Origin of the sequence: Actinopolymorpha pittospori (assembly GCF_014873875.1) — a bacterium.
GTDB lineage: Bacteria > Actinomycetota > Actinomycetes > Propionibacteriales > Actinopolymorphaceae > Actinopolymorpha > Actinopolymorpha pittospori.
The window spans coordinates 2,972,132-2,984,765 of record NZ_JADBEM010000001.1 but is presented as its reverse complement, the minus strand read 5'-3'; the positions used below and the strand labels follow the sequence as shown (position 1 = coordinate 2,984,765).

General features: G+C 70.4%; 9 protein-coding genes. 6 read left to right on the top strand and 3 right to left on the bottom strand.

The window, feature by feature from the left end; translation table 11 throughout:
* Nucleotides 1-113 precede the first annotated feature (113 nt).
* The 3 genes from HEB94_RS14175 to HEB94_RS14165 all read left to right on the top strand — a co-directional run bounded on the left by HEB94_RS14175 (nt 114) and on the right by HEB94_RS14165 (nt 5,662).
* Entirely contained in the window at nt 114-2,735 is a 2,622-nt protein-coding gene (locus HEB94_RS14175) for a bifunctional FO biosynthesis protein CofGH (protein ID WP_192750321.1), read from the top strand.
* Nucleotides 2,732-3,463, top strand: a complete 732-nt coding sequence (gene ribA / locus HEB94_RS14170) for a GTP cyclohydrolase II (protein WP_192750320.1) — start codon at nt 2,732-2,734, stop codon at nt 3,461-3,463. The genes HEB94_RS14175 and ribA overlap by 4 nt, the downstream gene beginning before the upstream one ends.
* Before the next feature lie 309 nt (nt 3,464-3,772).
* Nucleotides 3,773-5,662 (top strand): glycoside hydrolase family 13 protein, encoded by a 1,890-nt coding sequence (locus HEB94_RS14165; RefSeq protein ID WP_238361523.1) that lies wholly within the window; start codon nt 3,773-3,775, stop codon nt 5,660-5,662.
* A gap of 149 nt (nt 5,663-5,811) precedes the next feature.
* Here the strand turns inward: HEB94_RS14165 and HEB94_RS14160 are convergent, their stop codons facing one another.
* Nucleotides 5,812-6,327 carry a winged helix-turn-helix transcriptional regulator gene (locus tag HEB94_RS14160; protein WP_192750319.1) on the bottom strand — a complete coding sequence of 172 codons (516 nt, stop codon included), beginning with the start codon at nt 6,325-6,327 and terminating at the stop codon, nt 5,812-5,814.
* Between the two features lie 99 nt (nt 6,328-6,426).
* Between HEB94_RS14160 and HEB94_RS14155 the strand changes: the two genes are divergently transcribed.
* The 3 genes from HEB94_RS14155 to HEB94_RS14145 all read left to right on the top strand — a co-directional run bounded on the left by HEB94_RS14155 (nt 6,427) and on the right by HEB94_RS14145 (nt 10,379).
* Nucleotides 6,427-7,911: an MFS transporter gene (locus HEB94_RS14155; RefSeq protein WP_192750318.1), complete on the top strand. Its 1,485-nt coding sequence runs from the start codon at nt 6,427-6,429 to the stop codon at nt 7,909-7,911.
* A 79-nt stretch (nt 7,912-7,990) separates the two neighbouring features.
* Nucleotides 7,991-8,740, top strand: coding sequence for a hypothetical protein (locus HEB94_RS14150; RefSeq protein ID WP_192750317.1), 750 nt, complete (start codon nt 7,991-7,993; stop codon nt 8,738-8,740).
* Nucleotides 8,741-9,059: 319 nt separating this feature from the next.
* Nucleotides 9,060-10,379 (top strand): tetratricopeptide repeat protein, encoded by a 1,320-nt coding sequence (locus HEB94_RS14145; RefSeq protein ID WP_192750316.1) that lies wholly within the window; start codon nt 9,060-9,062, stop codon nt 10,377-10,379.
* A 47-nt stretch (nt 10,380-10,426) separates the two neighbouring features.
* Here the strand turns inward: HEB94_RS14145 and HEB94_RS14140 are convergent, their stop codons facing one another.
* Together HEB94_RS14140 and HEB94_RS14135 are read right to left on the bottom strand one after the other, a co-directional pair.
* A complete protein-coding gene (locus tag HEB94_RS14140) occupies nt 10,427-11,347 on the bottom strand; it encodes a phosphotransferase family protein (RefSeq protein ID WP_192750315.1) in 921 nt (306 codons plus the stop codon).
* 62 nt (nt 11,348-11,409) lie between these two features.
* Complete coding sequence (locus tag HEB94_RS14135) at nt 11,410-12,624, bottom strand: DUF4185 domain-containing protein (protein WP_192750314.1); 1,215 nt, start codon at nt 12,622-12,624, stop codon at nt 11,410-11,412.
* Nucleotides 12,625-12,634: the final 10 nt, after the last annotated feature.

Here is a 12,634-nt window from a genome sequence, read left to right as displayed (position 1 = left end):
CGTGCTGTGACCAGCGCCGACGTCGCCCGGACCGCTGTCAACCCGGCCTTGATGAAGGGAGTCACCGGCCGTGCGCTGGTTTGCGGACGGTGGCCCGGCCTAGCGTTCCGGACGTGGACATCGAGCTCACGGCACGGCCGCGCCCGCCCGTGGAAGAACCCCCGCCCCCCTCCGCGATGCGACGCGCGCTGGCCCGAGCCCGCGACGGCAAGGCGCTGAACGTCGACGAGGCGACGGTGCTCCTGCACGCCCGCGACGCCGACCTCGACACCCTGACCGAGCACGCGTCCCGGGTTCGCGACAGCGGCCTCGTGGCCGCCGGCCGCCCGGGCGTGATCACCTACAGTCGCAAGGTCTTCATTCCCCTGACCCGGCTGTGCCGAGACCGCTGTGGCTACTGCACGTTCGTGACGGTTCCGGGACGTCTGCCGGCGCCGTACCTCAGTCCGGACGAGGTGCTCGAGATCGCCCGTCAGGGCGCGGCCATGGGCTGCAAGGAGGCGTTGTTCACCCTCGGCGACCGGCCGGAGGACCGGTGGACGGCCGCCCGCGAGTGGCTCGACGAGGCCGGCTACGACGACACGCTGTCCTACGTCCGCGCGATGGCGATCCGCGTCCTGGAAGAGACCGGTCTGCTGCCCCACCTCAACCCGGGCGTGCTGTCCTGGCAGGACCTGCAGCGGCTCAAGCCGGTCGCGCCGTCCATGGGCATGATGCTCGAGACCACGGCGCGACGGCTCTTCACCGAACGCGGCGGACCTCACTTCGGTTCTCCGGACAAGGATCCCGAGGTGCGGCTGCGGGTGCTCGAGGACGCCGGTCGCAGCGCGGTGCCGTTCACGACCGGCCTGCTGATCGGGATCGGCGAGACCCGCCAGGAGCGCGCGGAGGCCTTGTTCGAGATCCGGCGGACCGCGCGCACCTACGCCGGCATCCAGGAAGTGATCATCCAGAACTTCCGGGCCAAGCCGGACACCAAGATGCGCTCGGCGCCCGACGCCGACCTGCGCGAGCTGGCGGCGACGATCGCGGTCGCCCGGCTCGTGCTCGGCCCGAACGTCCGCATCCAGGCTCCGCCGAACCTCATCGACGACGAGTACGCGCTCATGCTGCGCGCCGGGATCGACGACTGGGGTGGCGTTTCGCCGCTCACCCCGGACCACGTCAACCCCGAGCGGGCCTGGCCCCAGATCGACGACCTGGCCGCCCGCACGGCGGCCCACGGCTTCGAACTCAAGGAGCGCCTGACGATCTACCCGGAGTACATCCGGGCCGGCGAGCCCTGGCTCGACCCTCGGGTCAGTCGCCACGTGGCGGCGCTGGCTGACCCGGAGACCGGACTCGCCCGCGCCGACGCGATGCCGGAAGGGCTGCCCTGGCAGGAACCCGACGGTGGCTGGCCGACCGAGACGGGTTCGGGGCGCACCGACCTGCACGTCAGCGTCGACACCGAAGGGCGCACCGAGGACCGGCGCAGCGACTTCGACTCCGTCTACGGCGACTGGGACGAGCTCGCCGCCCGGGTGTCAACCGCACCGGAACGCATCGGACCCGACGTCCGCGACGCGTTGCGCAACGCCGAACGTGACCCGGCCGGCCTCAGCGACGAGGACGCGCTGGCGCTGCTGCACGCGGACGGTCCGGAGCTCGACGCCCTGACCCGGTTGGCGGACGACCTGCGTCAGGAGGCGGTTGGCGACGACATCACCTTCGTGGTGACGCGCAACATCAACTTCACCAACGTCTGTTACACCGGCTGCCGGTTCTGCGCCTTCGCCCAGCGGCGTACCGACGCCGACGCCTACACGCTCTCCCTGAGCCAGGTGGGCGACCGGGTGGACGAGGCGTGGGAGGCCGGGGCCACCGAGATCTGCATGCAGGGTGGTATCCACCCGGACCTGCCGGGAACGGCGTACTTCGATCTGGCCGCCGAGGTCAAGCGCCGCCAGCCGGACATCCACCTGCACGCGTTCAGCCCGATGGAGGTCATGAACGGCGTCTCCCGGACCAACCTGCCCGTCCGCGAGTGGCTGACCCGGGCCCACGAGGCCGGTGTGGACTCGTTGCCAGGTACGGCCGCGGAGATCCTCGACGACGACGTGCGCTGGACTCTGACCAAGGGCAAGCTGCCCACGGCGAACTGGGTCGAGGTGGTCAGCACGGCGCACGAACTCGGCATCCCGACGACCTCGACGATGATGTACGGACACGTCGACACACCCGCCCACTGGGTCGGGCACATCAAGCTGATCGCGTCGTTGCAACGACGTGCGCTGGAGCGGAACGGGCGGCCCGGGTTCACCGAGTTCGTCCTGCTCCCCTTCGTCCACACCAGTGCCCCGATCTACCTCGCCGGGCTGGCCCGGCCGGGACCGACCGCCCGGGAGAACCGCGCGGTGCACGCACTTTCCCGGCTGCTGCTGCACGGCCTGATCGACAACATCCAGTGCTCGTGGGTGAAGCTCGGCGAGGACCTGTGCCGTTCGGTGTTGAACGGTGGCGTCAACGACCTCGGCGGAACGCTGATGGAGGAGACGATCAGCAGGATGGCGGGAGCCGACAACGGTTCCTACAAGACGATCAGCGACCTGCGGGCGCTCGCCGCCCCGACCGGCCGGCCGCTGCGGCAACGCACGACGGGCTACGGCACTCCGGGCCCGGAGCGGGTCGCCGCCGCCGAGGCGAGCGACGGCGTGTGCGCGGCCGTTCGGCGTCCGCTGCCGATCCTGCGATGACGGGGACCGAGGTGGGTGCCGGTTCCCGGATCGGGGCGGATCTCGGGAACGACGCGGTCGACGTGGAGCCTGGGGTCGAGCGCGTCGCCCGGACGCGACTGCCCACGGCCTATGGCGACTTCACGGCCTACGGCTACCGCTCCGCCCATGGCACCGAACAGCTCGCCCTGGTGTACGGCGACCTTCCGGGCGCCTCCACTGGCTCGTCCGAGTCCATGGAGTCCACCGAGGACACGGAGGCCACCGAGGACGTGGAGGCCGCGGAGGTCCTCGTCCGGCTGCACTCGGAGTGCCTGACCGGCGACGTGCTGGGTTCGCTGCGGTGCGACTGCGGTCCGCAACTCCAGCTTGCGCTGGAGGAGATCGCGCGGGCTGGTCGGGGCGTCCTGGTCTATCTCCGCGGACACGAGGGACGCGGGATCGGTCTGGCGCTCAAGCTCGCCGCGTACGCCCTGCAGGACGGCGGCCACGACACGGTGGACGCCAACCTCGCCCTCGGCCTGCCGGCCGACGCGCGCGACTACGCCGACGGCGCGGCGATCCTGCACGATCTCGGCGTTGGTCGGGTCCGCCTCCTCACCAACAACCCGGCCAAGGCGGCGGCACTTCGCGAGCACGGCATCACCGTCGCGGCCTGCGAACCGCTCCTCGTCGCGGCAAATCCGGAGAACATCCGCTACCTGCGGACGAAGCGGGACCGCTTCGGCCACCTGCTCCCCACCCGCTGACGAGACCGTTCCTGCGTCCTCTCGGGTCCAGGTAAAAGGTCCCGAGTCCTGGGGCAGGCCCTGGTCCTAGGTCCGTAACCGCGCCTATGGGACGAGCGGCCATATTCGCGACACCGCCTGCCGCCGCCAGCTCACCGACAAGGTGGCCCGAACCTGGACGAATCTCCAACGTGACGAGGCCTTTTGGGGCCGCTTGGCCGCCCAAACCTGCGTAGCCGCTTCGGTATGGCTACGGATGCATGGCAGCCGGCCCGGTGCCAGTGTGGGCAAGGTCCCGTTGACGAGATGACCTAAGTCCCAAGGCAGGCAATGGCCCCCAAGACCAGCGCGACCGAAGAGTTCAGCCGGATGCGACCGGCCCTCTGGACGGAGCGACCGCACTCCACGCCCGTCTCGGCGAACGGGCTGGACACACTTGTCCGGGACACCATCGACGACGCGACGCGAGCCCTTGCCACAGGCGTCCCCAGCCTGCGCCCCGAACTCCCCGAGACCACCACCCGTCCGGCTGTTGTTGCTGGGTCTGATGGTGCGTGGTGGCGTCGTGGGGTGGTGTATCAGGTGTATGTGCGCAGTTTCCATGACTCTGATGGGGACGGGGTTGGTGATCTTGCTGGTGTGATGGCGAAGTTGCCGTATCTGGCGGAGTTGGGTGTGGACGGGTTGTGGTTGAACCCGTTCTACCCCTCGCCCGGTCATGACCATGGCTATGACGTCAGTGACTACTGCGCGGTCGACCCGGCGTATGGGAACCTGGAATGCTTCGACCGGCTGGTCGACAAGGCCCACGCCCTGGGGCTGCGGGTGATCATCGATGTGATCCCCAACCACTGCTCCATCTCCCACCCCTGGTTCCAGGACGCACTCGCCGCACCAGCAGGCAGCCCTGAACGGGCCCGGTTCCACTTCGCCGACGGGCGCGGGCAGGGCGGGGAACTGCCCCCGAACAACTGGCGGTCCATCTTCGGAGGCCCCGCCTGGGCACGGGTCGCCGAACCCGACGGCACCCCAGGCCAGTGGTACCTGCACACCTTCGCCGCCGAACAACCCGACTTCAACTGGGACCACCCCGAGGTGGGACCCCACTTCGAGAAAGTCCTCGGCTTCTGGTTCGACCGGGGCGTGGACGGATTCCGTATCGACGTCGCCCACGGCCTGCACAAAGCCCCCGGCCTGCCCGACCACCCCCACGCCGCCGACGACGAACTAAGCGGCCACCCCCAAAACCCCCACGCCTGGAACCAGCCCGCCGTCCACCAGGTCTGGCGCACCTGGCGCGCCCTGGCCGACTCCTACACCGCCCTGGACGGACGCCAACGCGTCCTCATCGGCGAAGTCGGCCTCCTGGATGCCAGCGCCGTGGCCGACTACCAACGCGACGACGAACTCCACCAAACCTTCTACTTCCCCTTCCTCCACGCCGACTTCGACGCCACCACCCTGCACGCCACCATCGACCAAGGACTCACAGCGACCGCAGGCACCAACGGCGGAGTCACCTGGGTCCTCAACAACCACGACATGCCCCGCGCCGTCACCCGCTACGCCGGCGGCCAACCCGGCGCCACCCCCGGCGACACCACCCTGGGCGTGGCCCGCGCCCGCGCCGCCGCCGCCCTCATGCTCGCCCTCCCCGGCGCCACCTACCTCTACCAAGGCGAAGAACTCGGCCTCCCCGAAGTCGTCGACCTCCCCCTCACCGTCCTCAAAGACCCCATGTACCACCGCAGCAACGGCGCCCGCCGCGGCCGCGACGGCTGCCGCGTCCCCCTCCCCTGGGCCAACAACCCCCACCACCACGGCTTCTCCCCACCCACCACCACCACACCACCCTGGCTACCCCAACCCACCACCTGGACCGAACTCGCCGTCGAAACCCAACAAGCCACCACCACCTCCACCCTCCACCTCTACCAACAAGCCCTCACCATCCGCACCAACCACCCCGACCTCACCACCACCACCCTCACCTGGACCCCCACCACCCACCCCGGACTCCTCACCTTCACCCGAGGAACCCACTTCGCCTGCACCACCAACACCACCAACCACCCCCTCCCCAACCCCCACCCCCACGCCCAACCCCTCCTCACCACCCACCCCACCCCCCACAACCCCCACACCATCCCCCCCAACACCACCACCTGGTGGCAGCTGGATGAGCCCGTGGAGCGGGTATGGGACGCGGAAAGCCAGTGACAGCAGGGCCGAACGCCTGAGTGGGCGGAGGGCGGTCGTCGTGGCGGAGGAGTCCTGAGGAGACGCCGGCCGACCCAGCGCGGCTGAGGAGAGAGCGCGAGGCGGCGACGGTCAAGGCGACGGTCGACGAGTGGCGGGCAGGCCGGCGCCTACTCGATGGCCAGCGGCTCGAGCAGTCGATGGGGCTTGCGCAGCGCCCGGCTGATCCGATTGTCGAGCGTGCCCGAACCGACCCGAGCCTCCACCTCCGTGGCCGGCACAGCGTGCCCGCAGGTCGGGCAGGTGGTGGTCGCGTCGATCCGACTACCGCAGGTCACGTGGTAGTAGCCGCGGCGGGCTCCGCCCGTCGGTCGATGGCGGCTTCCCCACCAGGCCAGGGCGTTCAGCGCGGGCCACAACTCCTGCCCTGCCTCGGTCAGGACGTACTCATACCTCGCCGGAGAGTCCTGGTAGCGCACCTTGTCCAGCACCCCGGCGTCAACGAGTGCTTGCAGACGCTCGGCCAGCACGGCGCGCGGCGCACCGAGGTGCTCGAGAAAGTCGCTGTAGCGACGGACGCCGTAGAACGCGTCGCGGAGCACGAGCAGCGTCCACCGCTCACCGACGAGTTCGAGCGCGCGCGCAAGGGAGCAGTCCTGACCGTCGTAGTCCTTACCGAGCGCCATACAAGGACGATACCGCAGCTTCAGTTCGTTGAATGAACTCACAGATGCTACCGTGTCCCAGGTTGGGTAAGTTCATTCAACGAACTCACTGGAGAAGGTATGCCGCCCGGGTCCCGCGAACCGGACAGATCCACCATTCCGGCCCCCGCCGGCGACGTCGGGGCGACATCCCCGCTTTCCGGCGTCACGGAGCGCCGTACGGACGGCCCCGCAGCCACGCCGACGCCCAGCCGGGCCGGCCTCACCCTGCTCACGACCTGCCTCGCGACACTCGTCGCGTTGATGAACTACACCGCGCCCATGACCGTGCTCCCGCAGACGGCCGCCGGCCTGCACGCGGGGGTGACGGGGCAGACCTGGATCCTCAACGGCATCGCCCTCGGCCTGGCCGCGTTGCTCCTGGTCGCCGGGAGTCTCGCCGACAACCACGGCCGACGCCGGATGTTCGTCGCCGGTGCCCTGCTCTCGGTGGTCGCCGGCGTGGCATGCGCGACCGCGAGTACGACGCTGATCTTCGTGATCGCCCGGGTGGTCCAGGGCGGAGCCACCGCGGCGATCATCGTCGCCACCCTCGGCATCATCGGACACGAGTTCCCTCCCGGACCCGCCCGCGCCCGCGCGAGCGCGCTCTGGGGCGCGATGCTCGGAGCGGGCATCGCGCTCGGCCCATTGCTGGCCGGTGTTCTCACCCAGTCCCTCGACTGGCGCGCCACCTACTGGGCGTACGCCGCCGCCTTCGCCGTGCTCGCCGTCCTCGGGGCGCTGACCCTGGCCGAGTCCCGCGCCGTCGTACGCCGCCGCGCGGACCTCGCCGGCGTTCTGACGCTCGGCCCGGGACTCGCCGCCCTGCTGGCGGCCGTGACGAGTGGGCGACAGGGCTGGACCCAACCGCTGGTCCTCGTACTGTTCGGCGCCGCCGTCGTCCTGCTCGCATCGTTCGTCCTGGTCGAAGCACGGGTCCGGGAGCCGATGCTCGACCTCGGGCTGTTCTCCCGGCCGGCGTTCCTGCTCTCCCTCGGCGGCGCGCTGGTCACCGGACTCGCGGTCATCGGAGTGATGAGCTACCTGCCGGCAGCCTGGCAGCGCACGCTCGGCTGGACGCCGCTGGTCACCGCGGGCTGGTTCGCCCTGTGGTCGGGGACGGCGTTCCTCGCGGCGCTGCAGTCGCGTCGGCTCCGCCTGGCACCCCGAAACCAGTTGATCCTCGGGTTGGGGCTCGCCGCGGCGGGGTCGCTGCTGCTCCTCGGCTCGGCCGGGCACTGGTCGGACACCCGCGACGTCATCGCGCTGGTCATCGCCGGTGCCGGCAGCGGACTCCTGAACTCCGCTCTCGCCCGGCTCGCCATCGAGTCGGTCCCCCACGGCCGGGCCAGCATGGGGTCGGGCGCGAACAACACGGCGCGCTACATCGGCTCCTCGCTCGGGGTCGCGATCACGGTGGCCGTCGTGACGACAGCGGCCGGCTCGCGCGGCAACGTGTCGCACGGCGTCGACGTGGCCCTCGTCGTGGCCGCCGCGATCGCCCTGGTCGGTGCGGCCCTGACGTTGGGAACCCGCGCCGAGGCCGCGAGCGGCGGCCACTGACCCTCGTCGGTGGCCGGGACGTCGGCGCGCGATGAGAGGATCAGGGTCCCGTGCGCGGTCCGACAAAAAGGGGGTAGTCGTGCTCACCAGCGCGGACACGTTCGAGTCCGACGACGACTGGCTGGCACGCTGGGTTGGCCAGCGTGCCGCCTTCGTCCTCACCACCTACGCCGTCCCCTGCCTGCACTTCGCCCATGCCGAGGCGGCCCGGCTCTTCGACTCCACCGCCTACCTCAACGCCACGGCATACGGACAACTGCGCTACCACATCCTCTGCGAGGCGCTGGGCCGAGTCATCGAGTCCCGCCTGTCAGGTGCGGAGGTCCATCGGCCGAGCGACCGCATCGGTACGGCCTTCACCATCGAGTGCGCGGGCCGCGTCATCTACCCGTACAAATACTCCGAGGGCGCGGCCGACCCCTACGCCGGCTTCCGGCTCGCCGACGACGACGCCCTGAAGGGCCGGCTCACGCCGGGCGACGCGCCCCGCCAGGGAATCCTCGCCGGTATGCCCGAACTCCCACCGGGCGAGCTCCTGGTGCTCGCCTGGGCCGGAAACCACAAGGACGGTCTCACCCGCGCCGTGTTGGGCGTTCCCACCCTGGACGCGGGCCGGCTCCGCTGGGCGGAGGGCCAGGTGCTCGAACTCGACCTGCGACTCGGCGACACCGGCGGGTCCGACGACCGGGCCGCCGGCCCGCGGCCCGCGGGCCGGCCCCCCGTGTGCGACAAGGACGGTCGGCCCATCCTCGACCTCGACCGCATCGACGCCGAGTTGGGTGTCGACTTCGACTCCCTGTTCCCTTTCCACGGGCGGTCACCGAGGTAGTTCCCGAAGGCACTTCCTCGGCATTCCACGCGATCGGTTCGATGTGCCACCATGCGGGTCGACCTGTGACAAGTCGATCCGTTGAAAGAAAGAGAAATGGACCGTTACCACCTTCGGTCCGAATAGCGCCAATCACCGCTTGAAATACCTACTGAACGTCCGGTTCCATTTCCTCCGCGCAGGGATTCTCGACATTGCCGACCCGCGCCGAGCAGCCTCTCTTTCCCGGGTAGACGGGTCAGTACCGACAAGCCCACCTGGTGTTACGGCACCTCTCGGGACATCCGGGTGCTGCCCAGGTCAGCGAGGGGATAACGCCATGCGATTCCGCGTCGTCGCCGCGACGGGCACATTTATCGTCGCCATCGCCGTCACTTTGGCGTTCGTTTTCTGGCCCGGCCGGGACGGTCCTGTCCGGCCCGAGCCACGGCATACCGGACGAATTCCCGTCAGCAGCGCCCCACCGAACGCCGGCATCGCCGAACTCGAGGCGCACGTGCGGGAGGACCCGGGAGACTCCCAGGCGTGGGCGGCGCTCGGCATCGCCTACGTCGACCAAGCACTCGCCAATGTGGACCACTCCTACTTCTCCAAGGCCGACAAGGCGCTGACGAAATCGCTGAACCTCGAGCCCGACTACAACGAACTCGGGTTCGCCGGCCGCGGGGAACTCGCGCTCGCCCGCAACAACTTCCCCAGCGCCGTGGGCTGGGCCGAGCGGGCGCTCGCCCTCAACGACCTGGACGCGCGGGCGAACGGGGTCCAGGTGGACGCGCTGACCGCGGTCGGACGCCTCGACGAGGCACTCGCCACCGCGGAGAAGGCGCACGCGGCCGCACCCAGCGTCGAGACCATCGCCCGACTCGCCACCCAGTCCGAACTTCGCGGGGACGTCGACCGGGCGCGCGACCTGCTCCGGAGCGGAACCAGCCTGGCCAAGAAGCCCACCGAGCGGGCGTTCATCACCACCCGGCTGGGCGAGCTCGCCCGCAGCCAGGGCGACTACAAGGAGGCGGCGGCACAGTTCGCGGCCGCACTCAAGGCCGATCCCACGTACGTGCCCGCACTGGCCGGTTCGGCTCGGACCCTCTACGCACAAGGACACGCGTGGGAGGCGGTGCGCCGGTACCTCACGGTCACGCTGAAGTTCCCGGAGCCTCGCTACCTCATCGAGCTCGGTGACCTCTACACCTCCCTCGGCCAACCCACCCGCGCTGCCGCGCAGTACAGGGTCGTCGACATGTGGGCGGATATCGCCGCCCAGAACGGCGTCCGGGTCACCCTGGAGATCGCTCAGTACGCCGCCGACCACGGCAACCCGGGGTTGGCGCTGCGGCTCTCCGAAGCGGAGTGGAAGAAGCGGCACAACATCCAGGTCGCCGACGCGGTCGCCTGGTCGCTGCACGCCGTCGGTCGTGACAAGGAGGCCTTGACATTCGCGGAGCGGGCTGCCGGGACCGGGTACCGCGACGCGTCGTTCCTCTATCACCGCGGCATGATCGAGCTCGCGCTCGGCGACACCGAGACCGCGCGCCAAACCCTCGTCTCCGCGCTGGAGCTCGACCCGACCTTCTCCCCGACCCAGGCGAAGATCGCCAGGGACAAGGTCGTCGAGCTGAACGCGGACGTGCGCAGCTGAGCTGGGGGCACCGGCGCCAGCCGGGAAGCAGACCCCAAGGACGCGGCCTAGCCGCCCAGCACGTCGAGGCCTTCGCGTACGGCGGCGACGTGACCGTCCACCCAGTCGCCGCCGGCCCGCACCTCCCAGCCGATGGCGTACAACGACCACAGGACCCGGTAGAGCACCATCGTGTGCCGCACCAGTGCGGCGTCGTCCGGCTCGTAGCCACGTAGCAGCAGGTCGAGTGAGGCGTCGCCGACCCGGGAGAAGCGTCCGAACTCGAACGCCGGGTCGCCGGCGGTCGCGTCACCCCAGTCGATGATGCCGCTCAGCTGGTCACCGGCCGCGAAGACGTGCCGCGGATGCAGGTCGCCGTGCAGGAGGACGCCGTTTCGCGGACCCGTGAGCAAGCTGGTGTTGACAGCGAACGTCGACCGCACGCGTTCGGCCAGGGCCGCGTCCAGCACGTCCCTCGCCACGAAGTCGTCCAGATCGGACAGCGGCCGGGCGATGACGTCGGACCAACTCGACTCCCGACCACGCGGCGCCACCGGCGCGGGCCCACCGAGCGCCTCCGGGTCGCCGGTGAGCAGGCCGAAGCCCTCCACCCTGATCTCGTGCAGCGCACGCAACCGGCGCCCCACCTCGACGATCGCCTCGTGCGTGTCGTCGACCGGGCCGCCCGGCACCCGCCGCATGAGGAGGTACGGCAGCGGCAGGATCGCCGTGTCGAGGTCGACCGCCACGATCTCCGGAGCGGGTACGCCGGCCTCCCGGGCCCGCCCGCACGCCCATGACTCCGCGACCACCGAGTGGGCACCCATCGCCTTGAGGACGAAGTCGCCGTGTGGGGTCGCGACGAGGAAGTCCTGGTTGCCGACGAAGCCGTCGACCTGGCGTACGGCGTCCACCGAGCCGCCCACGTGGCCGCGGACGGCATCGGCGACCATCGCCGGCGAGACCGGCTGATCGTATGTCGTGCTCATCTACCCTCGCTGCCTCGTGGTTCCTCGGCCTCGGTCCCCGTGACCCTCGGCCCCGCCCATCCTCAGTCCCCGCGGCCCGCGGGCGTGAGGGTGATCTCCACGAAGCGCGGGCGGTAGATCGTCACGTCGCCGTACAGGTCGGCGTTCGGATCGAGACTGTTGACGTTGTAGGTAACCAGAAGGCGGGACCCGCGACGCAGGTCGGGGTGTTCGTGCGCGTTGTAGGTGAAGATGTTGGGGTTGGCGTACGACCCGCCGGCACCGGTCTCCGGCGTGGAGTACAACGTCGCGGCGCGCGTGAACGGCCCGGTGAGCGAGCAGCCCACGTAGGCCACGATGTTCGGGCTGAACACCTCGGTCGTGTCCTGGGTGACCAGCAGGTAGCCGTCCCGCCAGCGGGAGACGCTGTACTCGTTGGCGACGCCGGACATGATGCGGGCCGACTCGGCCTCGGCGTCCGACCAACCACCGCCCGTCCAGTACTCCCAGGGTCGGGCGGTGAGGTCGGTGCCACGAACCCGTGCGAGGTGCATGTACTTCGTGAGGCCACCGTCCTCGACTCCGTACACGTAGGTGTGGCGGCCCTCCCGCATGATCCAGGACGCCCACTGGACGCCGGCTCCGGACGGCAGCGGCACGACCTCGCGCAGCCGCAGCGTCGCGGGATCGAACCGGCCGAGCTTGTTCTCCCGCCAGGCGAAGTCGAGGGCACCAGGACCCGTGCGTCCGAACTCGAGGAACACGACGTCGAGCGACCGGTCGGTCCGGACGCCCGCGCCGAGCCAGTTCCAGGTGCCGGGCTCGTCCGGCGGGACCAGCGAGTCGGGCGCCTGCGGCGTGCCGCCGGCCACGGTGCGCAGTCGGTCACCGCGCTCCACGACGAAGGAGTTGTTGAGGAACGGCACCGTGGTGGGGCGGCCGAGATCGGCGTCGACCGGTCCCCAGAAGGTGTCGGAGAACATCCAGAGCGTGCGCCCGCCGGCGAGCGGCACGGAGTAGGTGCTGTCGCCGCCGGTCCACCCCACCCCACTGTTGCCGTACGACGCGAAGCGCTCGGTGCGTGCCCGGTCGACGCTGGCCCGGACGTTCCAACGCCGGCTGGGTAGCGAGCAGGCCGTGGTCGTGTCCGGTTCGTTCGAGGAGCCTCTGGGCGCCTGCGCGGCCGCGGGCGGACCGGCCGGCAGGAGCGCCGCGGACGCCGCGGCGACGCCCAACCCCAGCGCCGACCGACGACGCAACGGACCGCTCTGCTCGAACCGCTGGCCTGTCCATCCCATGGTCGCCTCC

Bases quoted from the DNA above. Each gene is read 5' to 3' on its own strand.
- ribA (WP_192750320.1), top strand. From the start codon at position 2,732: ATGACGGGGACCGAGGTGGGTGCCGGTTCCCGGATCGGGGCGGATCTC.
- HEB94_RS14165 (WP_238361523.1), top strand. From the start codon at position 3,773: ATGGCCCCCAAGACCAGCGCGACCGAAGAGTTCAGCCGGATGCGACCG.
- HEB94_RS14160 (WP_192750319.1), bottom strand. From the start codon at position 6,327: ATGGCGCTCGGTAAGGACTACGACGGTCAGGACTGCTCCCTTGCGCGC.
- HEB94_RS14155 (WP_192750318.1), top strand. From the start codon at position 6,427: ATGCCGCCCGGGTCCCGCGAACCGGACAGATCCACCATTCCGGCCCCC.
- HEB94_RS14145 (WP_192750316.1), top strand. From the start codon at position 9,060: ATGCGATTCCGCGTCGTCGCCGCGACGGGCACATTTATCGTCGCCATC.
- HEB94_RS14140 (WP_192750315.1), bottom strand. From the start codon at position 11,347: ATGAGCACGACATACGATCAGCCGGTCTCGCCGGCGATGGTCGCCGAT.
- HEB94_RS14135 (WP_192750314.1), bottom strand. From the start codon at position 12,624: ATGGGATGGACAGGCCAGCGGTTCGAGCAGAGCGGTCCGTTGCGTCGT.